The organism is Lentimicrobium sp. L6 (assembly GCF_013166655.1).
In the GTDB taxonomy this organism is placed as follows: Bacteria; Bacteroidota; Bacteroidia; order Bacteroidales; family UBA12170; genus UBA12170.
On the sequence record NZ_JABKCA010000043.1, the window covers coordinates 23713 to 47776 of the forward strand.

Here is a 24064-nt window from a genome sequence, read left to right on the forward strand (position 1 = left end):
CCTATTTGGTTTTATAGGGCTCGTTAAAATTCTGATTTGGTTCCAGATATAATGTCTCGTTGAAATAGTCAAATACCAAGTTGAATTTCATCAGTAATGGAAGACCGATTGTCGTATTTATATAGTTTCCTTCGTTATCCGATTCCTCAAAAATGGCAGGGACATTCATCATTTCATAACCTGCTATATTTAAGTATTCAATACTCCCATTGTAGCCATAAATTTCACCAGAAGCACCAGTTCCTAAATATATTTTCTCAGTGTTTGGTCTATCAAACCCTAGCTTTTCGTTTATGGGTAGGGCTACTGGATCGATTCCCCCTAAATCAATAAAAATGTCATGATCAATGCTTTCTTTACCTTTCATCTTGAGATGCATAGGAATGCTATAAGAACCTTCTGCATTTCGTGTCATTTTGATTTGGTTTCCATTTCCAACATATTCGAAGGTCTCTTTTCTATGTAGAACAACAACTCTTCTATCGAAATCTATCTCCACTACAAAATGTTTGAAGAATGCACCACAAACTTGGCCAGCAATTCCGGGGAAATAATTGAAAAATCCTGATTCCTTTGAAGTTACTAGTGCATCTTGATCTTTAAAAAGAATTTCACCAAATGCAATTGACAAACCATATGCATTACTAGAATTAACGCCATCGCCTTCTCCTGCACCGGTTACTAGTGTGTTACCATCTTTTTGAATGCCTAATGAATCTGTAATATCGCTACCATAAAACCAAAGTTTATCCCACATCACTCCATTATCAATCAGCATTTTAATATCCATTCCGTTCATTCTGGCATCAACCATCATGTTCATATCATAAAACTCGAAAGGGATGATGTATTCATTTTTTTGCTCAGAGACAATGTAGAAACCGGGAGGATTCCCCAATGAGTTATTTACCCTCTCAGAATCATCTGATTTATTTCCTTTCGTTGGATCATTCTCTTGATTGGAGGGTGGCCCACAACTTATCAAAATGGTCAAAAATAGGATGCTAAAAACGGTCATTAATTTTTGAATATCGTTCATCTCTTTTGTTTTGTTCAACATATTTATATTCAGCATATACTCAATTGTTCTCTCTTTACGATAATTCACGAAGCAAATTCAAAGCCTTAACGGTGTTTTTTATTGGAACAAAAATGTGGTCATGATAATAACCTGCTATGATGTTACAACTGATCTGTTGATCGGCAAATTTCTTGCTTATGATTGCGCTTAAACCAACCAATTCTAGAGAAGAATTTACACTTAGTGTGATCCAGTTCATGCTTACACTATAAGGAAACTTTAAACTGTCTGCTATCTCTTTTTTCAACACAATAGTTCTGCCTTCAATTTCAACTATAGAAGCCATTATATATTCCTCTTTAATATTTTTTACATTATGCACTGAGCAGAAAACAAAGACCCCTTCATTTAGTTGGGGAGATATGTTTTTTAAAACGTAATTTATATCAAGTTCCGCGTCCATCAGTTTGCCCTTTTATTCATGAATTTAATGGTTTGCTTAAATTTAATTGCATAAATAAGTAATGAAATTCCAACAATTATGTTAACGATCAAGCCAAGCCATGAAGCTTCAATACCAAATGCTCCTCCAGTCAACCAATGGGGCCCTGTAATAATTGGGCTAATAAATCCACCTTGATCCATCCCTGAATTATTCATGCCGAAAACTCCAGCTTGAAAAAAATTCCAGCTGAAATGAACAGCCCAACCCATCCATATTCTTCGTGTTAATATGAAAGGAGCAATTAATGTAATTTGAATGACACTAATAGAAAGTGATGTGAATATTGTCGCGTTGTCATTGATAAAATGCATTCCTCCAAAAAATAAAGACACGATCAGAAAAGAAATCGCCGTACCTAGTTTCTCTTCTAATAGTCGAAAAATAATAACCGTGAAAATTAATTCTTCAATAAAAGAGCCCTGGGCATATCTGAAAATCCTGGTGATAAGGATGTTCCAGCTATTAATATAATCAATGGTGTAATAGCCTAAAACAAATAGCACAGCTGTGATTATTATCACCATTCCTCCTCCTATTACTATCCCCCAACCCAAATCTATATGCCATCTTTCGAAATTGAATTCAAAGGCTGGCCTTTTTTCGATTCTTTTTGTATAAAACCTATAGGAATAGATCAATAGACCGATAATAATGATTGCTTTAAAGGCCTTTAGTGTCGATAATACAATTACCTCCTCCATTTTATCGAGAATAAATATCGTTATCACATTATTAACCAGGAGCATAGGAATTAAAAATAGGATAGCAATAATAATTCTAGAAAATGGAGAATATATAAATTTCTGAATCCTGTTTTTAGGTATTCTATTTAAGAATAGTTGGTTTGATTTTATAAGTATCATTATTGTGTATTTATGTGCAAAACTCTCAACTATTTGCATTTTTTTATAATAAATGTGATATTCAAGAGATTTAGGTGACAAAATGGGCAAAAGAGTTGATGAATTACGTTTATCACAAATTTTATTTAGGGTAGAAACATTGAATTATATTTGTAAAATGCTAAATCACAGGAAAACTTCATTGCGTAAATTTCTCTTCCATTGTATTTTTTGGATCGGATTATTCCTTTTGACTTTTCTATCACTTGCCAGATACGGTGAGCTTCTGTTTTCTTTTCAATTCAGTTTAGTTTTATTAGGACCACTGATAATTCCCACCTATTTTCACGCTTATATTTTTGAAAGATTTTTCCAAAAGAAGAGATATTATGTTTATGTCGCAATTACCATATTGATCATTTTCAGCTTTGGATACTTCAATGCTTGGCTACTAACATTATTTCATAAACAGATTAAATCAGAAACATATTTAACCTTAACCATATTTATGTTTATGTATCCTGGCTTGAAGTATTTAAGGATAGGTAGCAAAACTCAATTTAAATTAGATTTAGAGGAGAAAAAACGAATTAAAGCAGAAAATGAGTTGCTAAAATCGCAAGTTAACCCCCATTTTATGTTCAATACACTGAATAGCATATATTCTTTAATTATTTCTGAGGATAAAAAGTCTGGAGAAGCTGTTCTAAAACTTTCAGGCTTAATGCGATATATGCTTGAAAATTCAAAAAACAAAACTGTTTCCTTGCAACAAGAATGTGATTTTCTACATAATTATATAGATTTGGAGAGAATTCGCTTGAATGATAGGTGTGAAATTAAATTCGAATTTACAGGTAATTTTGAAGGCAAAAACATATCCCCTATGCTATTCATCCCTTTTGTTGAAAATGCATTTAAACATGGAATAAGCGCACAATCAAACATGAACTATATTAAAATCTTAATGAATTCTGAAAATAAGGAAGTGTCACTTCATGTAGAAAATAGAATAGCACCAGCGAGTAATATTTCAGCGCAAAAACAAAACAAAATTGGGATAGATAATGTCACTCAGAGATTAGATTTGCTATATCCTGAAAAGCATAAGCTTCAAATTTCTGAGGAGGATGGTATATACATCATTGACTTAAGAATACTCCTATGAAACTAAATTGTGTGATCATTGACGATGAGTATTTAGCTCAAAATGTTTTGTTTAGTTATATAGAAAAGCTAAATGATTTACATTTAGTGGCAAGATGTAATACTGCCCTGGAAGCCATAACAACTCTAAATACTCACAAGGTTGATTTGATTTTTTTAGACATTAATATGCCAGAAATTTCAGGCTTAGATATGCTGAAAATGCTAGAAAACCCTCCCAAGGTTATACTGACAACAGCCTATTCTGAATTTGCACTAGAAAGTTATAATTTTGGCGTAGTAGATTATCTATTGAAGCCTATTCCATTTGAACGTTTCGTTAAAGCAGTAAATAGAGTGCATGCATTACTCAGCAAAGGTGATGAACTATCGTCAGAAAAATTTGATGCAAGTATCATGCTCAAACAGGATGGTATATTCTATAAAGTGTTGTTCGAAGATATTCTATTTATGGAGGCCAATGGAAACTATATCAAAGTCTATACAACATCAAAAGAATTCCTGATCAGGGAAAAACTCCACCTTATTGAAAAGCAAATCCCTCCATCCTTGGTGGCGAGATCACATAAATCTTATCTTGTATTCTTAAATAGAATATCAAAAATAAGCGGGAATAAAGTTTTTATTCAGAATTATAAAATCCCAATTGGTGCTTTTTATAAATTGGAATTTCTTAAAAAGATTGAACATAAATATTAAAGATGTATTGGCCCCTCAATACCCCAAAGCAGTCCAATTAATTCTGTCAATATTGACTTTTTTTAAATAATCCGATAATACTTAGAACAAGACCATCGGAATATCAAACGAAGAATAGCCATCAATACTGGATTTAAAGAATTCGAGTCAGCCCAAAGAGCTCTAGCAGGAATAGAAATAGTAAGTATCATTAGAAAGAAGCAGATAGAAAAATCAATAGAAAATTTGCTTGTAAAATTAAATATTGAAGGAATGGGAATCAGATCAATTTCTCGTATACCATAATATTTAATTATATTTGATTTTTAAAATTGAGTTGGATATAAGATGCTATTTTTATCTTAATAACAGCATCTTATTTCTGTCCACAAATCTCCCAGCCGATAATTCATAAAAATAAATTCCAGATACCATGGCATTCCCATTAGCATCATTGCCATTCCATTGAATACTATAATTTCCCGCTGGCTGTCGAGAACTAACAAGTGTATTAATTAGTTGACCAATAGAGTTGTAAATTTTCAATTGAACAAAGGCTCCTCTATTGATATCATATTTAATTTGGGTAGCTGAATTAAAAGGATTGGGGTAATTTATTTCAAGATGGTGAATCTGCTCCTTTTCAATTTCTTCTTCAATACTAGAAGGGAGATCCATAGCATAGCGCATTTTATTAGTTGAGTTGATGGCGGAGATAATAAATAAAGTATCTCCTGAAACAGCCATCCCATTTGGGTTCTTAAAGGAAACGTCAGGAACTATACCATCTTTATCAAGGTATTCTCCATCACCAGCATAAACGGAAACTTCACCATCCAATGTGGTTTTGTAAATTTTATTTTCGCTAATTGCGGAACTAAAAAGCGAGGCTTTCCAAAATTTTAAATACCCAATTTTCCATTGCCCAGTAGCTGGAATAGTAGCAAAAAGCTCTTGTGTGCCATCCGTATTGATTTTTGTTATTCTACCATCTCCAAGATTACTAATGTAATAGTTTCCTTCTTCATCTTGGGTTGCTCCGCTAGGCTTATAAATCGATCCTCCCGAAGCAAATGTGCTGATATTACCTTCTGGTGTTACTTTTATCACTTTCCCAGGATTTGGATGTGCTAGACCAGGATTAATCGTGCAAATAATATCGCCATTATAATCTTTATATAATGATGCAACACCCACCGATGATTGAACAAATATAGTAGAACTACCATCAGGGGCTATTTTTAGTAAGCGACCATTTTGGTAGCTGCTTCCTATGATGGTATCATTATCTCCCCAAACCATGTCAACAATACCTACAAATCCACTTGCAAATACTGAAACAGTTCCATCTGGGGCAATTTTATAAATGTTTGAACTATCCCATCCTCCAGATGCGAAGATACTTCCATCCTCATGATATAATATGGCATCTACATTTATACTGCTTGAGAGGTCTCGGCTACTTATTTCCTGTGCGTTTAATACATTTGAAAATGCAAGTAGTATGCAGATCGAAAGAAAATTGATATAATCTGTACTTATTTGTTTCATAATTTACTCTATTTAATTGATTATTATTTTGGGCGAAAATAGAGCATAATCTAGCAATAAGGGACTTTCTCGATGGAGAGAGACTAATAGTTAAAAAAAATACCAAGATTTAAGTGTTATCTTCTTTCATCATGTTTTCTTTCATAAACTCTGTTGGACTTTTTCCAACAAACTTCTTAAAAATCTTATGAAATGATGATTTACTGTTAAAACCTGCATCATATGCGATGGCAATTATTGTCAGATTTTTGTTTTCTTCCTTTAGTAATTGAGTTTTAACTTCATCAACTCGATACTTGTTAATGAATTCGTAGAAGTTCATTTTATAGTGCTGATTGATTACTTGTGACAAAGTATGCTGTTTAATATCCAATGCCTTCGCTAGATTTGATAAGTTAATTTCACTATCCAAATAGAGTTTCTTATCAATCATTGCTTCATCCAGTTTTTTGGAATACTTACTTAAATCAGATGCTGAGAGTGTGGAAGTTTTATACTTGGTCTTGCTGATTTCCAATTGAAAAAGCTTCTCGGGTTGCTGAATAAACGTATAAGCAATAACAAATATAAAAATGCTCAATGAAATTGAGATAAATTGCATGATTTCGATGCTGGTTTGATCGGAAATAAAAGAAGCACCCATTCCCACCAAATCAAGAACTTTATATATAGCATACACCAATACTAATCTTTTTATCCCATCAATATGCTCAAAACTGGTATTTGCAAAACCCTTTTTATAATTCTTTTCGAAATCCCATATTACATATATGCTTGCTGCTAAATATGCAAAACTATAGACAATGATGAACCCAGAACTTAATGACAAACTTTTAGGTGAAGTAATATAATTTTCAAGCCAATGAATTTTTATTTCAGCAAATAAAAGATAGAACGGGATTACATCTATCAACATATAAACAAAGGGGGATAAATGAAGCAATTCATACCACTTAAATCTATAATTTGCATGAACACCTATTTTAACATAAAAATAAAATGCAGGCGGTAAGACATACCAAAGCAAAAAGGAGGAGCCTATTAAATGCGGGAACATCTTATAAAGATGACTGAGTACAATAAAATTAGAAAATAGTAGGATGGTAATTGTAAAAAGAAATAGAGCTAAAAAGCGGTTGGCTTTTTTATTCCCTTTCTGATGCCTGAATATATTTATAGAAAATACAAATCCAAATACAATAGAAATGGATATAATGATTACCCATGGAGTAATTAACACAGTAGTTTCAGGGTTCTGTAGCATTGATTAGGCAAAGGTAAAATAATTTCTATTTACACACCAACAAACGATAATTAAGGCTCAAGCACTATCTTTATCCCAGAATTATCACCCTACAAGCAGTTTATTTCAAATTGAGATTCACCTTAAGCTATAGAAATGTAGAGGAATTGCTTTCCATAAGAGGAATAGAGGTTGAGCATTCTACTATTCAAATATGGTTTTTATTTTAGCCCTTTGATTGAAGCGAACATGCATAAAAGGAAACAGAAGGTCAATAATAGTTGGAGGATGGATGAAACCCAAGGCCACTGCTTTTAAAACTTTTTTTCTTTAGCTGTATAATAATTAATTATATTTGATTTTTAATTTTAACGTTGGATTAATGTGACAGAACCTTCTAAGTATTTTTATCTGGGGATTTTATTTTTTGGTTATAGGTCTGCTCTTAGTTTTTATTCCTGGCAAAAACACTAGTTCTGTTTGGGTTGATAAATTTAGATTGTAAATTTGTATGCGTTTATTTTATGCATTAAAAACTTTATATTTGTCGCATATGACATCTTCTATTCTATGAGTGAATTGACTATTTGGCTTGTAATTGCTATCCTGGCTATATTTCAGGGATTTTTTTTATCCGTGGTTATTATTATTAAATCTGCAGGAAAAAACTCTGCGAATCTACTATTGGGCCTATTTATTTTATTAATCTCTTTGTCGTTGATTGGAAGAATATCCCCTAATTTTTCAGCATTGAAAGACTCTTTTCTTCTGGGTGGTTTGATGGACATTATTATTTTCAGCTATGGGCCATTGTCCTTTCTTTATCTTAAAAATTTGTTTGAGGAGAAATACTTTCCTGGTTGGAAAGATTATCTCCATTATGTTCCTTTGGCAATATTTCTATGCTATTTCTTTTTCCGGTTGTTATTACCCCGACAGTTTGAGAACTCTATTTTTTATGCCAACCTAGGGTATGTATATTTCTTTTTGGAATTAATGGCGATAGTGCAAAACGCGATTTACATCACTATTGGGTACAAAATGGTGAATGACTATGAAAAAAGGTTTGTAAAAGAATTGTCGTTTTTACCTCAGGTAAAATACATCAAGATTTTTCTGGCAGTTATTTCTGTAATCATTTTATTGTGGTTTTATGGATTTGTTTCCAAGTTTGTCGATGGCCTTCAATTTAGCACAGTTTTCACCTATAACTTCGTTTGGGTGTTGATTTCCTTTTTAACTTTTTTGTTTGCCTATTTTAGTTTTTTCGATTCAGACATACTATCCATTCCTGAAAAACAGGCTAAATATGAACAAGGTTATTTTTCAGATGATTTTTACATCGACCTCAATGAGAAATTGGAAAAAGTAATGAATTCTGAAAAACCTTTTCTAAACCCTAAATTAACATTAAATGAACTAGCCAGACAGATGGGTATAAAACAACGGGATTTATCGAGGGTAATCAATGAATACCACAACAAGAATTTTTATGAATTTGTCAATACCTATCGAATTCAAAAGTTCAAAGAATTGGTACAACTGGAAGAAAATAAAAATTACACAATTCTTTTCCTGGCTTATGAGTCAGGATTTAATTCTAAAGCCACTTTTAATTCTGCTTTTAAGAAAATAACGGAACTCACTCCACGTGAGTATATTAACAAAATTGCAAGTTAACTTCAACTTTTTTTTAGCAAGTAAATTTGTCCGAAAGTAAGTGTTCGGACGATTAATACGTTTTGCCAACATAGTTTTGCTTCATATTTAATAATTAAAAGTAAAATCATGAAATACATTATTACATTGCTTCTTTGCAGTATAATTCTACAATTATCCGCCCAGTATGTGAGTACAATTGCTACTATTCCAACTAATTTCGGTGACGGCATGATAGTCTCTCCAGATGGTGATGTGCTGGTTTCGGGTGGATGGAACAAGGATAATATTTTAAAAATTACAACCGAGGGTGTTGTATCAGACTATGTGACCGGATTGCCCGGACCGGTAGGAATGGGTTTTGATTCAGAAGGAAACCTTTACGTTTCAAATTATTCTGGTAATTCAATTAGCAAAGTTACTCCGGAAGGGGTTGTTTCAGAATTTGCTTCTGAGTTGGATGGCCCGGCAGGCTTGATAGTTAGTGATGGTGATGAAATATTCGTTACTTTATACGGAGCAAATTTCAGTGGGAATGGCAAAACTGTGCTCAAATTCGACTTAGACGGGAATTCTGAAATATATGCTTTTGGTTCTGGTATTAAGGATGCCATTGGAATTACAATGGATGAAAATCAATTAATGTATGTAACCAATTTTGCTGGTGGAGATGTTTTCACAGTTGATTCAAATCAAATTATCTCCAACTTCAGTATGGTTGCCGGAGCCAGTATCAATCAGATTGTTTATGCTGATAACTATGTGTATATCCCCAGTCCGAACCTGAGAAAAATTTTTCGGGTCAATACCACTGATGGAATTGCGGAACATTATGCCGGCACAGGCGGAAATCAGATAGTTGATGGTGAGTTGTTGGAAGCTCAGTTTAATAAGCCAAATAGTTGTGCAATAAGTCAAACAGGTGACACCCTCTATATCCTCGATGGTGCTCTTGGTAAGATTAGAATGATTCATATGAGCGAAATAACAGGTATTAACAGCAACAAAGAAAAGCCTAACAATTTTAATCTCGAACAAAACTATCCCAATCCATTTTCTTTAGCAACAAGTATCAATTTTACTTTAAATGAAGAAGAATTCGTAACACTTACCGTATATAATATACAGGGTTTATTGATTGAGCAGCTTATCTCTAATACATTAAGCTCAGGAAATCACAGTGTATTATACAGTGCAAAAAATATTCCGAAGGGATTTTATTTTTATCAACTTGCTACAAGTAGTTTTGTAGACACAAAGAAAATGTTGCTAAAGAGATAGCTAACTCAGGTAACAATTAAATAAAATGAAACAATTAGGGATCATATTTGCTGTTCTATATATAATTCTTCTACTCTATTCTTGCGACTTTCAACCTTCTGACAAAAAGGATAAAAACCTTAATCAAGACTTAAAAGTTGTGTCGGATAGTATATCAATGCTGATGTCCAAATACCTTTACAATAGTACAGAACTTAGCACATACGAATATCTTGCTTTAGAAAAGAAAGTGATGGGTCTTGCGAAAACAGTCCAAACAAAACAAGAATTTATAAACGGGTTCAATGAGTTATGGAAAGATGGGTAGTGTACCATATGGCGCTTTTCCTTTTTCAAGAAATTTATCTGCCTTAATATGAGCATCTTATAATAATTAAACCAATCAAATTCCAAAAGTATTGAAGTCTCCCATCAATAATGAAATTCCTTAGAGCCCGTTAAACAAGCGTTTTACTTTTTATAGTGTACCATATGGCACCTGACAAAATTATAAAATGTCTATTTTGATGAAATCAAATTATAATAAATGTATTTATTGCAAAGGTTTTTGCATAAAGAAAGGGAAAGGGTTTTTAATGAAAATGGATTGTTATATTTATTGATGGCTGAAGATAAAATTGATCAATTAAATCTGCATCTTTTTAATGGTTCCCCAATGATTTTATTGAATACTATATCTTGATACTAAAAATGAATTATTATGCACCAAACCTAACCCCTTAATACCCCAGAGCAGTCCAACTAATTTTGTCAATATTGACTTTTTTAAATAATGCAATAAAACATAGAGCAGGATCATCTGGATACCATGAGAAGAATAGCCATCAATACTGGATTTAAAGAATTCGAGTCAGATCAAAAAACTCTAGCAGGAATAGAGATAATAAATATTATTTGAAAGAATCAGATAGAAAATCCCAAGGCCACTGCTTTCAAAACATTTTATTTTTTAGTTGTATCATATTTAATTATATTTTATTTTTAATTTAACTTTGGATTAATGCGACAGAACCATGAAGCAACACTTAAAATAATTCATACGGAGCTTAATTCTATATGATGATTTGGAATTGATAATTTTCAAAACTAAATCTTCTCTCTTTTTTGAAAACTACTAGTCTCTCTCCATCGAGAAAGACGATTATTAATCATCGGCACTTTACATTTGCCTCAAAATTTATTAATTCAAAATAAAGAAAATAATGAAAAATCTGATTATGATATTTTGCCTCATACTTGTGGTTCCCATAATTACAAAATCACAAACATTTACAGCAATTGATGTTTACAATACCGCAACTGGTAGTGGGACAGGATTTATTGATTTTGATAACGACGGATATCAGGATTTAATTCAAATTGGGGGAAATGGCAACAAATTATGGAGAAACAATGGAAATGACAATTTTACTGAATTTGATGCTGGTGAGTTTTCAGAATTAATGCAGATTTCCATTGGCTTTAGCTGCGCCGATTATGATAACGATGGTGATTTGGATATATACCTGGCCAACGGACCATCAGAATTGAATCCTCAATATGGTTCAATACTATGGAGAAATGATGGCAATTCTAATTATTCAATGGCTACAGAGGGTGTCATTGGAGCCGAAAATGATTATTTCTCATTTTCCGGAATCTGGTCAGATTACGACAATGACGGTTTTGTAGATTTATTTTTACCCACAGGTACAAGTGGACTTTTTCCTAATACAAACTATAAGAATCTACTTTTCCATAATATTGGTAATGGAACTTTTTCCAGAGATACGATTAGTGCTATTGTAAACGAAGCATTCGATCATTATAAAACGGCAACCTGGTCAGATTATGATCAGGATGGAGATCTAGATCTTTCCATTGGAGTATTTAATCAGTTTACAGCTGAAGAATCATATTGTTACTTTTATATTAATCAGCTCATCGAAACTGGAGAAGCTGAGTTTATCCGGGACACAGAATCACCTTATGCAAACGAACAAATGCAAGCAATGAATATAAGATGGATTGATTTTGATAATGATGGCGATTTAGATATGTATGCAATAAATGCAGGACGAGGATCGGGCAATACATATGGTCCGGGCACTACCAACACTTTGTATAAAAATGAAGGTAATAGCCAGTTTGTTAAAATAACGGACCTGCAAATTACACAGGACATTGGTCAGTTTAATGCCCAAATGTGGGAAGACTTTGATAACGATGGTGACCTGGATTTATATTTGGCAACTCAGGCAAGTGGACCACCGTGGTTTGATCAAGGTGCTAATATGTATTATAGAAATTCAGGCTATCCGGATTATACATTTACAAAAATTGAAAATATAAATATTGCAAGTCCGGGAAATACATGTTACGGATTTGCAAATGCTGACTATGATAACGATGGTGATATAGATCTTTTTGTTTCATACTTTACTGTACAAGGCGCTGTAAAAAATGATATGCTTTATAGTAACAACACAGATGGTCAAAAAAATTGGATAGGTATCAAATGTTTAGGAAGTAAAACAAACAGTCCAAATTCAGCAGGCTCAAACAAATCAGCAATTGGAACAAAAGTACGTTTGAAAGCTAGCATTAATGGCGTTTCATATTGGCAAATTAGAGAAATTGCAAGCAATGATGGCTTACTGGAGCAAAGCGACATGCGAGTTCATTTTGGACTGGATGGAGCCTTACAAGCCGATTCCATTATTATTGAATGGCCATCAGGAATCATAGAATCATATTCTGATATTGAATCAAATGAATATTATATTGCCAATGAAGGAGAAGGTGTTTTAGATCCCATCATTACTTCAGTGGATAATAATGAAAGTAAAAATATTCTCAGTAAAATTAGGCTATCAGAAAATTTCCCCAATCCTTTTAATCATTCCACAAGCATAAATTATAGATTAACAAGCAAAGCTTTTGTTAAGCTTCAAATCTATAATGAAAGTGGCAGACTTTTAAGAACCATTGTTAATAATAATCAGCAAGCAGGTGATTATGTTGTTCAATGGAACGGAACTGACATGAATGGAAACGCACTGTCATCTGGCGTATATATTTATAAACTATCGGTTGACAATATTAGCGAAAGAAGAAAAATGTATTTATTGAGATAAGTATAGCAGTTTTTTTAAAAAACTTTAAATAAATGAGCTTCGGATGATCCGCTTTTAATTATTAAATCAAGTAGATGATAAGATTCCATCAGATCTATTGGAATTGTCTTACTCTGGCTAATTCATCTAATCTCAGGAGACTCATCCTACTTATAAGTAACTTTTTTAAACTACCCTTCTCTATTTTCGTCAATAAAGCAGCCTCCCTTCAAACTTTTTTAGTATTTCAAAAAATTAAATACCTTATTGCCATATGGTTCTGGCGCATTAATTACTCAGAGGTAAATTAATTTCTATTTTTACCCACCAGTAAAACAATAATTGATGTTCAAGCACCACCGATATCCCAGAATTATAATACTTCAGGCAGTCTATTTTAAATTAAGATTCACATTAAGCTATAGGGATGTGGAAGAATTGCTTTTAATAAGAGGCGTAAAGGTAGATCACTCTATTCTTGAGCCGTATAATATATAATTATATTTGATTTTTAATTTTAACGTTGAATTAATGCGACAGAACCCTCCCTAGCCCTTAAGGAATCTTAGATACAGGATTAAGTAGGGGAGTTGAGCGTTTTGTTTTAGTGTGGTCACTTTGCTCTGGCGGACATGGTCAGTTTGCTCTGGCTTTGGGTGGTCTAGGGCAGCGGTTTTTCCAGTTTGTTAAGTAGGTTTTCTCATTTTAGCAAGAACCCAGAACCATTCAGATACTTTGGTTTAGTTTCTTGAGTCTAGATAAATAAGACTGAAAGAAATTCCTTTGTGAATGTACATCTAGATAGGAGGAAAAGCTTAACTGCTCAACATTTTCGGTTTGATGAAGCATTGAATTCATTATTTCTACAAAAGTTATTTCCCTTATACCAGCTTGTTCCGAAAGGACCTTAAATTGTTTAACTATTTTACCATGGGTTAGTTCTCTTGGAAGAAGGCCATCCTCCAAAGCAAAGTCTTTGTCGTCAATATGTATTCTACTATTTAGTAAGTCATAGGCTGGGCTCAATTTAAAATCTCCCAAAGAGGTTTCTATTAGTGAGAAATTCTTCAAATGAGCATCCCCATTTGAAAATAAATAATTAAAAATGATGATCTTCAAAAGCTTTGGAGCCTCTATAAGATAAGCAGGAACATACTTTTTTAAAATTTTAAATAGATCCAAATAATTTCCAGTGTATTTATACTGTTCCCCATATGTCTGTGGAGTCTTTCCTGCTAGAGATGCAAAATCTTCTTGTGCTAACTTTGAACCATCATCTTTTACATCAAATCTCTTTGTAATATATGCTGGCTCTCCATTTTTAAAAAAGATGAGTGCATTTTCAGCAGTTTCAATTCCATATACTTGTTTTGCTATTTGCATAGTCAGGTGTTCATTAGCTGGCATTTGTTCCTGCCTTTTCCCAATGCTTGGAATAGGCTTAAGTATATACGCTCCTTTTTCACCTTCTTTGATGAGTCTTAGTTTATTTTTTTCAAGCAATACAGAAAATTTCTCTTGCACTCCAGAAATGGAAATTCGTTTTCGGTTGTCATCAAACAATTCATCTGTTTCAGGGTTTGAAGCAGGTGAATCATATGGCAATATATGATGTACTTTTTTTCCTCGGAAGACCTTTGTCAAACAAGCTCTGCTATAGGAGCTATATCCTTCTGCTAATGTTCCAGGACAATATTTTAATTCATTTAAAATCATACAATTAGTCTATTTTAATGACTCTTATAGCACCAATATTATCAGTCTTTGCTGTTGTAAGTAGTAAACCAAAGTGATCATTTGTGTCCAATCGATTTAGTTTACAAACTACTTGTTTGTTTGAACCCTCAGGTAACATATTATAAAAAAATGGAAATATGAATTCTGAATGGTACTCTTGCTGCTTCTTAGGCATTGTTAAACTAATAGCAGGTTTGCCATCATCATTTATCCATGAATGGTGATATTGGAAAGTGAATGACCCTTCATTATGTTGAGTCAGTATACCTGCTTCCTGGTTTTTATAAAGTATTTTCGCTTGTCTCATCAATCAGTTGCTTCTTAACTCTTAAACATAGCTCTAAACCTAAAGTATCAGCTAATTTCTGTATAGTTTGTAATGTGGGATTCCCTTTACCACTCTCAAACTGCTTCAATGTTCTTAATCCTACTCCAGATATTTTTGCCAAGTTTTCTTGGTTTACTTGTAGGTTCTCCCTACGTTCTTTTATGGTACTTATTAAATCTAGAAGGTGCATTTTAAAGCTCTTTTATTTGCAATAATACAAAAATATCCAATAAATTCGATTAAAAGAGCAATAAATTACACTATTTGAAGGTGTTTTGTATCTAGAACATCATATCAATACAAATAGTGCCGTATTTAGCACCAAATACATGTCGTTTTATGTAGTGTAGCCTTGGTCATCTGATCAAAATGTGAAATGTCTATTTTGATGACAGCTAGCACTAGGATTTGGCCAATTACCATTATACCTTTCAAATTCAATTCCGACAAGATTGACAAAATCAAACATCAAAAACCTGCATATAATCTGTCTGTATTGAAAATGTAGACTGGTTGCCCTTTTAAGGTGCCAAAATGCTGTAAAATGCGCTGTTTTGCGCACTCTGCATTTTTCAACTGCCTGAAAAACAATGGTATAAAATAATGACTTATCCACTGGCTTCAAAAGGTCAACGGTTCGATTCCGCTATTCTCCACTCAGAATACTAAAGGGTTATAAGTTTTACTTATAGCTCTTTTTTTAGTTTTAATACACGAATATATACGAAAGCATAGGATAAAGTTTTATTCAATCCTTAATTAAGCGAAATCTCATAACAACCAGTAATTAATTGGTTATTGTTCAATAATCCCCCATAGAACTTCATGATTTTTCGATATAGCCCTAATTTTATTGGGGCTTTTTTTAAAACATTATTCTTATCAAGAGGAGAATAGCCATCAATACTGGATTTAAAGAATTTGAATCCGCTCAAAGAAACTAGCAGGAATAGAAACCGTAAGTATCATTAGAAAGAATCAGATAGAAAAACCCAAGGCCACTGCTTTTAAAACCTTTTATTCTTTAGCCGTATAATATTTAATTATATTTGATTTTTAGAATTCGTTTGAATTAATGCGACAGAACCTGTTTGAGTCTTTATATTTGGGGCAGAAGTGATTACCTAGGTTCTTAATGTGACAGAACTATCTAAACAGACTTAATATGAAGTGAATATCGTGTGCCTTTTAATGCTCCTGTCCTTATTAGTATTTTCTTTTCCACTAAATCTTGTAAGTCTCTGGTTGCAGTAGAAGCAGATGTCTTGGCAATTTTAGTATAGTTATCAGCACTTAAACCTCCTTTAAACCCCGAATATCCTGCGTCAAACAGTCGCTTTACTACTTTTAATTGGCGTTCATTTAATTGAGGAGAGAAGTGATCGAAAAACTTTGTTTTCTCGATTAAAAACTCAATTTGTTTTAAGGTGTTTTGTTGGGCATCTAAAATAGTTTGACCAAAGTAAACCAACCATTCTGTAATGTCTAAAGTTGTATTATGTTTTGCCAGTGAAGAATAATAGCTTTTTTTGTCTTTTTCTATGGTGTATGATAGTGATATTAATGTTGGTTGTTGAATGCTTTTAGCAATTGATTTTTCAGCAATAGCTCGTCCAATTCGTCCATTTCCATCCTCAAAAGGGTGGATACTAACGAAATATAGATGTGCAATTCCAGCTTTTGTCAATGCTAGCATCTCCGATTTGTCTTTATCTTCGTGAACAGAGTTAAACCAATAAATAAATTGGTCCATTTCATAAGGCAGTTGTTTTGATGCTGGAGCTTCAAAATGAACTCTCTCTTTGCCTAAAGCACCAGAGACAATCTGCATAGAGTCTTCATGGTTTCTGTATCCTCCGATATTTATTAAATCACGCCGGCCATTAGTAATCATTTTGTGCCATTCAAATAGTTGTTCGTGTGATAAGGGTTTGTTATAATTCTTATATAAATCAACCATCATTTCAGAAATACCAAACTCAGCGGGTGGTATTTTTCTTTTTTCAGTTTTGAGGCCTAAGTTATTTTTGATTGAAGACTGGACACTTTCTCTGCTAAGAATCTCACCTTCTATTTCAGATGTTTTAAGAGCTTCCGTACTTAGTATTTCCACCAAAAGGTCATCTTTAGAATCTTTTTGAATATGTTTTAATACACCAGAAACCATACCTGTGTTTTGTAAAAACAGGTATTCTAATTTCTGTAATACCTTTTTGTCATAAGTAAAGTGAGGCCACTTATTATGTTGCCAATTCCATTTTTTATAGATCATGAGCTATAATATTATCATATATCGCTCAAATATATGTATAATATGAGCTATAAGCAAGTTTTTATAGCTCAGCCATCCTGATTCTGTCGTATTATTTACTCTAGCTTAGGACAAATTCACATTTTATATTTTGTCAATATTGACATAATTAACATCTTTTATGTTGTTCTCTCAATAGTCACACTGGAGTGCCCTTCTGGAGTGCCTTTTCCATTTTTTTATTTCCAGAAGAGGTATGTAAACCAAGCTTGTAAATATACTTGAGCCTTTGACTGTTTTTGACTAGAATTAAGGTCACTGAATTTAATTTTGTCAATATTGACTTTTTTTAGAAATTCGAGTCAGCCCAAAGAACTTTAGCAGGAATAGAAACCATAAATATCATCAGAAAGAATCAGATTGAAAACTCTAAAGCCACTGCTTTTAAAACATTTTATTCTTTAGCTATATGATATTTAATCATATTAGATTTCTAAAATTGAATGGATTAATGCAACAGAACCAGCAATGAAAATCAAATGGAACATCATTCAAGTTGTTTCAAAACATCTTTTTGATAATATTTACCAATTGGAATAAGATGACCATTGATATCAATTTGGGTTTTTGTATAAGAAGTCACCTTATTTATGGATACCAAGAATGAGCGATGTACCCTTAACATATGATGTTCAGTAAACAGTTTTTCGATTTTTGTAATGCCAAGTTTGGTTTTTACATCATGATTTTTACAAACAATCCGCACATATTCTTTTTGGCTTTCAATAAAAATGATGTCATCAATTAGAATCTTAATATTCTTCCTGTTTTCTTTTACATAGATATACTGATCATTGGAAATGATGCTCTCATTATCGCCAGATTCAAAATGATTATTTATCCTCGATATTGTTTTAACAAATCGCTGAAAAGAATAGGGCTTTAACAGATAATCAAAAACAACAAGTTCAAAGGCTTCAATGGCATGTTCGTTATAAGCCGATGTAATTACTATCAGTGGAGGATTCACCAGTGTTTTAATAAAATCTATTCCATTTAATTCAGGTAACTGAATATCCAGAAATATGACATCGACTTTATTTTTCGACAAATAGGAAATTGCATCCAGGGCATTGTCAAAACTTGACATGATTTCCCAATCGGAAATTTTCCCAATAAATTCCTTTAGTATCTCAACAGCAGGAAATTCATCTTCAATAATAATGCATTTTATTTTTGTCATTTAACACTGATTGGAATCTCTAAAATACAATTATAATTATGATCTACAATAGAGCTATCTAAAACATATCTTGAATCATAAATAATATCCAACTGCTTAATTGTGTTTTCAAGACCTATTCCTTCACTTGCGCCCAGGCTGTCTTTTTTAGTATTTCGTGAAATTGGATTCCTAATATGTAGTCTAATATTGTCACTTTTAACTGCTATGGATATATCGATCTGATTTACTCCCTTTTGTTCAGAAACACCATGTTTAAAGCTATTTTCAATCAAGGAAAAAATGATCAATGGCGGAATCATTATATTTGGTTTCCTATCATAGCTGAAATTAACTAATAATCGTTCTCCATATCTGCTTTTCTCTATTTCTATATAGTTTTCAATTATTTTTAATTCTTTGTCTAAAAGTATAAAATCGTCTTTACACTCATATAAAGTAAACCGAAGTAATTCTGATAATTGGATGACAAGAGCTGCCGCTTTATCAGATTTTTTCAATACTTCATAATAGATGGAATTCAAGGTATTAAATAAAAAATGAGGGTGAACCTGAGCTTTCAGGAAATTTAATTCCGCTTCCTTTTTCTCCTTGGTTAAAGCATCTATTTTATTCCTATTTCGATTCCAGTCTCTGTAATACTTAATAGCTGAAACTATTCCTATCACTTCAATATTTTGAACAAAGTGCCCACCAATTCGGTACCAATCTAAAAAAACAAAGGTATATCCTGAATCAGCAAAAAATAATGGAAACTGGATATATGCAATTAAAATTCGCCGAAGAATTACAGAAGTAGCTAGTAATAAAATGGAAAAGATTAAAAATAATATTAGTTTCTTCTTATAAATTAGAGGCAAGATAAAGTAAATAAAGAAATAGGTGGAAACTATTGTCAAGGGTAGATTCATCAAACTACTCAATAGTATTTTTACAAAATCAAGATCATATAGTCCTTGAAAAAAACTGATCATAAGCCAATAAACCATCCAAAAAAGCAGATGCTCCAAAATTCTTTTTATGTCCCAAACTTTCGTCATAGCAAGCAAAGATATCTCATTTCATAAATAATTTGATACTTTATCTACATATAGCTGATTCAGGTCAATAAAACTGACTTTAAGTATACAAAAATAGGCCTGTATACAGTATTAATCTTTCCATTGACTCTAAGAATGAATCTGTTGAAATAGTTTTTTTGTAAAAAACCATATAGCTAGTTTTAGCCAGAATTTAACCCAAAAACATCATCATCATGAAAAGATTAATTTACATGGCATTATTAGTTTTCGCCACCTTAAACATCAATGCACAGCAGTTTAGCAAAGTAATTACCGGAGAGATAGTAAATACTCCAAGTGGTTCGCGTAGCTGTAATTTTATTGATATTAATAATGATGATTTTCAGGATATACTGATCACAAATGGTAAAACAGGCGGTGAGAATAATATGATATATATTAATAATAACGGTGAGTCATTTAGTTTGATGGAGAGTGTTATTACTAATGACGGAACACCATCTGATGGAGCAAGTTGTGCGGATTATGATAATGATGGAAATACTGATGTGTTTATTGTAAACTGGTATAATATGAATAACCTCCTCTATAAAAATATGGGTGAAGGTGTTTTCAATAAAATAGACACAGGCCTTATTGCCACCAATGGCGGGTATTCAGAAACCGCCTCTTGGGGCGATGCAGATAATGACGGTTTCGTTGATCTTTATATAACAAATAGCGCAGGTAACAAGGCAAACACATTATTCAGAAATACGGGAACAGGATTTTTTGAGGAAGTCGTAAATATTAGTCCCACAACCGATAGTTATTATTCCCGATCAGTAAATTGGATTGACTATGATAATGATGGTGATCAGGATTTATTTGTTAGTAATGAAAGCAATCAAAAGAATAACCTATACCGAAACGATGGGAATTTTCAATTTACGAAATTGACCGATATCTCTATCACATCAGACAATTATACCTCAATTAGTAGTAGTTGGGGCGACTACGATAATGATGGGGATTACGATTTATTTATCAGCAACTATCAACAAAACAACCAGTTATTTAAAAACGAAGGTAATGATATCTTTACAGAAGTATCTGGACCTTGGGATACTGAGGAGGATTGCTCATTTAGTTCCTCTTTTGGTGATTATGATAACGATGGTGATTTGGATTTGTTCGTCACAAATGGCTATTGTTCAAATGATCTACAGAATCATCTATACAGAAATGATGGTGATGATGGCTTTATAAAAGTTACGGATGAACTTCCAGCAACAGATCTGGGAAACTCCTATGGGTGTGCCTGGGGCGATTATGACAATAATGGTTTTCTAGACTTGGTGGTTGCCAATTGGCAAGATGAAACACAAAACAACTATTTGTATAAAAACGAAGGAAACCAAAATAATTGGATTAAAATAAATCTGACTGGTTTGATAACAAACCAGTCGGCTATTGGAGTAAAGGTAAGATGCAAAGCACAAATCGATGGAAACTCCATTTGGCAAACTAGAGAAGTCAGTTCGCAATCAGGCTATTGTAGTCAAAATAGTTTGGTAGTTCATTTTGGTTTAAAAGACGCAATAGTAATCGATAGTCTGCAAATACAATGGACTTCTGGTATGATACAAAACTTTACAAATCTGGCACCCAATGATCTGATTCATATAACTGAAGATATTAATACAGGAGTAGGAGTTCACACAAAAAAGATCTCTATATATCCTAACCCAATAAAAGACTATTTAACTCTAAAAAGCCCGGAATTAGGTGCTGAAGATACACAGATCGAAATATTTAATCTGCAAGGGGATATAGTTTTTAATTCTTTAATAAAACCCATACAAAATGTAGCTATTATTGATTTAAATGAACTAAGCAAAGGTATATACATTTTAAAAATTAGGGATGTAGCTTTCCAAGAAAACATGAAAATTATTAAAGAATAAAAAACCGTGCTAGTCATAAGTGGACTTTCTTATCAAAATCAATCTAATAGCTAAGTAATTTTTAAAACTATTAATAAGTATGATAAGAAAACCTAGATATAAGAGCAAGCACTTTTAATGTAACAATCTGATGGTCAATGCCATCATTTAAATAGCGAAAATTCAAAAACTTTAAATTATGAAACAAGAAAAAAGCACCATTCATCAAATAGAAAAAATAGGAGCAATATCAGGCATTGTATCTGTGTTTTTCTATTTCGGAGCAGCAGTATTACCACTTCCATTAACTTTAGGTCAACTGATTGGTTTTGCCTTCCCATTGCTTTGGATTATTTCATACATGGGTTTGTATCATTTCCTAAAAAAAACTCACCACACACCAACATTAGAAATTGCTTATATTTTTGGAATCATTGGTGGAGCTCTGGCTTGCACATTAATAGTAGTACAACAAGCTAATATAATGTGGAATCAAGAGGCCTTGGCTTTAGCTCCTTCGGAAGATACAAAAGCACTTTTAAAGGCCACTTTCAAAGGAGCTAATCGTGTGCAAGCTGGACTTGATGTGGCTTTCGATATTTTCATTACCATCTCCTTATTCTTCTTTGGTTTGAATATTGCTAAATCACCCAAATTCCCAGCTTTTCTTGGGTATATTTGTTCTTTGATTGCTGCTACATTGTTAATTTTAAATATGATCACTTTCCCAAATTCACCTGCAAGTTCAGGTTTATTTGATGTAGGTCCGTTTATGGGCATTTGGATGCTCGTCATATATATCTGGTTTACAGTAGTTTTATTCAAGAAAAAAAACAGCCTTTAGTCCTCTATCTAAAATATTACTGAGATGAAAAATTCCATTCTTTTAATCGCAATGCTGCTTTGCATGTTTCATGTAAAGTCGCAGCAAAATCCTTTTGTTCAATGGTCCTTCGAAACCAATGGAAAAATCCTGTCTCATCCAATCATTGATGAAGAGGGTATTTATTTTGGCAGTAATGACTCTATTTTCTATAGGCTTGATTTAAAAACGGGACAGCAAATTTGGAATTTGAAAACCAAGTCAAGCATACAGTCAAAAGCATTGATAAATAAGGACATGGTATATTTTAAAAGTGGAAATGATGTTTTTGCATTGCATAAAGATAGCGGAGAACAAGTCTGGTGTTACAGTAGTAAGGATAAACAAGGCTCTTCTCAAATTGACCCCTGGGATTATCATAGTGGTGCTCCAGCAATTTTCAATTCAATAATATATTTTGGTTTAGGAAATGGTGAATTGAAAGGATTCGATTTGAAAACCGGCGAAATAAAACAAGAGATATTAAGAACAGATACGGCTGCAATTAAAAGTGGTTTAATTATAGAGAATTCAATTCTGTATTTTGGTGATTGGAATGGTAAAGTTGATGCCTATAACCTAGCAACTGGAGAGAAACTATGGGAACATAAAACTTACGAAAAACAGCTGTACAATACCTTCGGACAAATAAATACACAATTGACAATTAATAATGATTTGTTGTTTTTTGGGATGAGGAATCCAGAAATGCAAGTACTGGATAAAAACACTGGAGAAAAAAAATGGAATTACATAGAAAAGGCCGGTGGATGGATTTCTGGTGACCCATTGGTGCATAATGACACCCTATTTATTGGGGGTTCTGATAATCACGAAATGTTGGCTTTCAATGCAAATACTGGAGAAAAATATTGGGCTTATCTGTTTTTGAATAACAACTTCTCAAAACCATTGGCTTATAAAAACTCTTTGCTTTTCACAACTGGCGATGCTTATAATGTTTATGGTACAAGCCCGGGAAGGGGATATCTTTATGCATTAAACAAATCCGATGGCAGTCTTAAAAATTTCACTACGCTTGGAGGGAATATCTATTCGAGCCTGCTTGTAGCAAATGATATGTTGTACATGGGTAGTGCCAACGGAAACCTTTATGCTCTTGATTTAGATGCATTTCTTCATGAGAAACCCAACTTAAAAACTAAAGGCTATAATTCTGTTGAAATCCTTGATGTTACTCCATCTTCCTTTTCAGACACCTTGAATATTAGTTATGAAATAAATTACAATACAATTATTAGTATTCAGATAAAAGATTTGAACGAAGATGAAGTGATTGAGTTGTATTCAGGGAAAATTAACAAGGGAGAACATTTAATAAAGTGGGATGGTACAGATAGCCATGGCAATAATGCTCAGGATGGGTATTATTTTCTTGAAATAAAATCTAGTGAATATTATAAAAAGACAATAATTCAGAAACAAATACCTGACAACGAAACCAAGTAATGTATTGTGAAACTAAGCAAAAGAAACTTAAATAATTGGCTCATGATCAATTTAATTCTGAAATATTGGTGCTGATTGTTGAACCAGGACGACTTAGATATTTTTATGCCTTCACTTTGATAGGTATAGTGGAAAAGCCAGTCACATTGACCACCCTGTGCCAATCTGATTGACCACCCCTTAG

At 32.8% G+C, this 24064-nt stretch carries 20 protein-coding genes and 2 pseudogenes; 11 read left to right on the forward strand and 11 right to left on the reverse strand.

Going from position 1 to position 24064, the window contains the following annotated elements; translation table 11 throughout:
* Position 1 precedes the first annotated feature (1 nt).
* The 3 genes from HNS38_RS11810 to HNS38_RS11820 are packed head-to-tail and all read right to left on the reverse strand — an operon-like array spanning position 2 to position 2389.
* Positions 2-1039 carry a hypothetical protein gene (locus tag HNS38_RS11810; RefSeq protein ID WP_172346528.1) on the reverse strand — a complete coding sequence of 346 codons (1038 nt, stop codon included), beginning with the start codon at positions 1037-1039 and terminating at the stop codon, positions 2-4.
* Positions 1040-1094: 55 nt separating this feature from the next.
* Positions 1095-1484: an ACT domain-containing protein gene (locus HNS38_RS11815; protein WP_172346529.1), complete on the reverse strand. Its 390-nt coding sequence runs from the start codon at positions 1482-1484 to the stop codon at positions 1095-1097.
* Complete coding sequence (locus HNS38_RS11820) at positions 1484-2389, reverse strand: CPBP family intramembrane glutamic endopeptidase (protein ID WP_172346530.1); 906 nt, start codon at positions 2387-2389, stop codon at positions 1484-1486. Before HNS38_RS11820 ends, HNS38_RS11815 begins: the two co-directional genes overlap by 1 nt.
* Positions 2390-2876: 487 nt before the next feature.
* Here HNS38_RS11820 and HNS38_RS11825 point away from each other — a divergent pair, with 487 nt between their 5' ends.
* The 3 genes and pseudogenes from HNS38_RS11825 to HNS38_RS11835 all read left to right on the forward strand — a co-directional run.
* Positions 2877-3536 carry a sensor histidine kinase gene (locus tag HNS38_RS11825; protein WP_172283221.1) on the forward strand — a complete coding sequence of 220 codons (660 nt, stop codon included), beginning with the start codon at positions 2877-2879 and terminating at the stop codon, positions 3534-3536.
* Positions 3533-4234, forward strand: coding sequence for a LytTR family DNA-binding domain-containing protein (locus HNS38_RS11830; protein WP_172283223.1), 702 nt, complete (start codon positions 3533-3535; stop codon positions 4232-4234). Before HNS38_RS11825 ends, HNS38_RS11830 begins: the two co-directional genes overlap by 4 nt.
* A gap of 81 nt (positions 4235-4315) precedes the next feature.
* Positions 4316-4519 (forward strand): annotated as a pseudogene (locus HNS38_RS11835) (DDE-type integrase/transposase/recombinase); the annotation flags it as partial.
* Between the two features lie 51 nt (positions 4520-4570).
* Here the strand turns inward: HNS38_RS11835 and HNS38_RS11840 are convergent.
* Together HNS38_RS11840 and HNS38_RS11845 are read right to left on the reverse strand one after the other, a co-directional pair.
* The gene (locus HNS38_RS11840; protein WP_172283225.1) at positions 4571-5764 is read right to left on the reverse strand and encodes a FlgD immunoglobulin-like domain containing protein; all 1194 of its coding nucleotides are present in this window, start codon (positions 5762-5764) and stop codon (positions 4571-4573) included.
* A 109-nt stretch (positions 5765-5873) separates the two neighbouring features.
* Positions 5874-7028 (reverse strand): helix-turn-helix domain-containing protein, encoded by a 1155-nt coding sequence (locus HNS38_RS11845; protein WP_172283227.1) that lies wholly within the window; start codon positions 7026-7028, stop codon positions 5874-5876.
* A 729-nt stretch (positions 7029-7757) separates the two neighbouring features.
* On the opposite strand from HNS38_RS11845, the gene HNS38_RS11850 reads away from it, so the two are divergent.
* The 5 genes and pseudogenes from HNS38_RS11850 to HNS38_RS20420 form a co-directional block, all read left to right on the forward strand.
* Positions 7758-8687, forward strand: a complete 930-nt coding sequence (locus HNS38_RS11850; RefSeq protein WP_172346531.1) for an AraC family transcriptional regulator — start codon at positions 7758-7760, stop codon at positions 8685-8687.
* 108 nt (positions 8688-8795) lie between these two features.
* On the forward strand, positions 8796-9947 hold the full coding sequence (locus HNS38_RS11855; protein ID WP_172346532.1) for a T9SS type A sorting domain-containing protein: 1152 nt from the start codon (positions 8796-8798) through the stop codon (positions 9945-9947).
* A gap of 25 nt (positions 9948-9972) precedes the next feature.
* A complete protein-coding gene (locus HNS38_RS11860; RefSeq protein WP_172346533.1) occupies positions 9973-10254 on the forward strand; it encodes a hypothetical protein in 282 nt (93 codons plus the stop codon).
* An 895-nt stretch (positions 10255-11149) separates the two neighbouring features.
* On the forward strand, positions 11150-13063 hold the full coding sequence (locus HNS38_RS11865; RefSeq protein ID WP_172346534.1) for an FG-GAP-like repeat-containing protein: 1914 nt from the start codon (positions 11150-11152) through the stop codon (positions 13061-13063).
* A 357-nt stretch (positions 13064-13420) separates the two neighbouring features.
* Positions 13421-13522 (forward strand): annotated as a pseudogene (locus HNS38_RS20420) (IS6 family transposase); the annotation flags it as partial.
* Positions 13523-13768: 246 nt separating this feature from the next.
* On the opposite strand, the gene HNS38_RS11870 reads toward HNS38_RS20420, so the two are convergent.
* The 6 genes from HNS38_RS11870 to HNS38_RS11895 all read right to left on the reverse strand — a co-directional run bounded on the left by HNS38_RS11870 (position 13769) and on the right by HNS38_RS11895 (position 19641).
* Entirely contained in the window at positions 13769-14758 is a 990-nt protein-coding gene (locus HNS38_RS11870) for a type II toxin-antitoxin system HipA family toxin (protein ID WP_172346535.1), read from the reverse strand.
* Positions 14759-14762: 4 nt separating this feature from the next.
* The gene (locus tag HNS38_RS11875) at positions 14763-15086 is read right to left on the reverse strand and encodes a HipA N-terminal domain-containing protein (protein ID WP_172283239.1); all 324 of its coding nucleotides are present in this window, start codon (positions 15084-15086) and stop codon (positions 14763-14765) included.
* Positions 15061-15297: a helix-turn-helix domain-containing protein gene (locus HNS38_RS11880; RefSeq protein ID WP_172283241.1), complete on the reverse strand. Its 237-nt coding sequence runs from the start codon at positions 15295-15297 to the stop codon at positions 15061-15063. Before HNS38_RS11880 ends, HNS38_RS11875 begins: the two co-directional genes overlap by 26 nt.
* A gap of 960 nt (positions 15298-16257) precedes the next feature.
* Positions 16258-17379 (reverse strand): Fic family protein, encoded by a 1122-nt coding sequence (locus HNS38_RS11885; RefSeq protein WP_172346536.1) that lies wholly within the window; start codon positions 17377-17379, stop codon positions 16258-16260.
* Between the two features lie 526 nt (positions 17380-17905).
* The gene (locus HNS38_RS11890; protein WP_172283425.1) at positions 17906-18601 is read right to left on the reverse strand and encodes a LytTR family DNA-binding domain-containing protein; all 696 of its coding nucleotides are present in this window, start codon (positions 18599-18601) and stop codon (positions 17906-17908) included.
* Positions 18598-19641 (reverse strand): sensor histidine kinase, encoded by a 1044-nt coding sequence (locus HNS38_RS11895; RefSeq protein WP_172283427.1) that lies wholly within the window; start codon positions 19639-19641, stop codon positions 18598-18600. Before HNS38_RS11895 ends, HNS38_RS11890 begins: the two co-directional genes overlap by 4 nt.
* A 215-nt stretch (positions 19642-19856) precedes the next feature.
* Between HNS38_RS11895 and HNS38_RS11900 the strand changes: the two genes are divergently transcribed.
* The 3 genes from HNS38_RS11900 to HNS38_RS11910 all read left to right on the forward strand — a co-directional run bounded on the left by HNS38_RS11900 (position 19857) and on the right by HNS38_RS11910 (position 23880).
* Positions 19857-21569, forward strand: a complete 1713-nt coding sequence (locus tag HNS38_RS11900) for an FG-GAP-like repeat-containing protein (protein WP_172346537.1) — start codon at positions 19857-19859, stop codon at positions 21567-21569.
* Positions 21570-21747: 178 nt separating this feature from the next.
* Positions 21748-22392, forward strand: a complete 645-nt coding sequence (locus HNS38_RS11905; RefSeq protein WP_172346538.1) for a DUF4386 family protein — start codon at positions 21748-21750, stop codon at positions 22390-22392.
* Between the two features lie 24 nt (positions 22393-22416).
* Positions 22417-23880 carry a PQQ-binding-like beta-propeller repeat protein gene (locus tag HNS38_RS11910; protein WP_172346539.1) on the forward strand — a complete coding sequence of 488 codons (1464 nt, stop codon included), beginning with the start codon at positions 22417-22419 and terminating at the stop codon, positions 23878-23880.
* Positions 23881-24064: the final 184 nt, after the last annotated feature.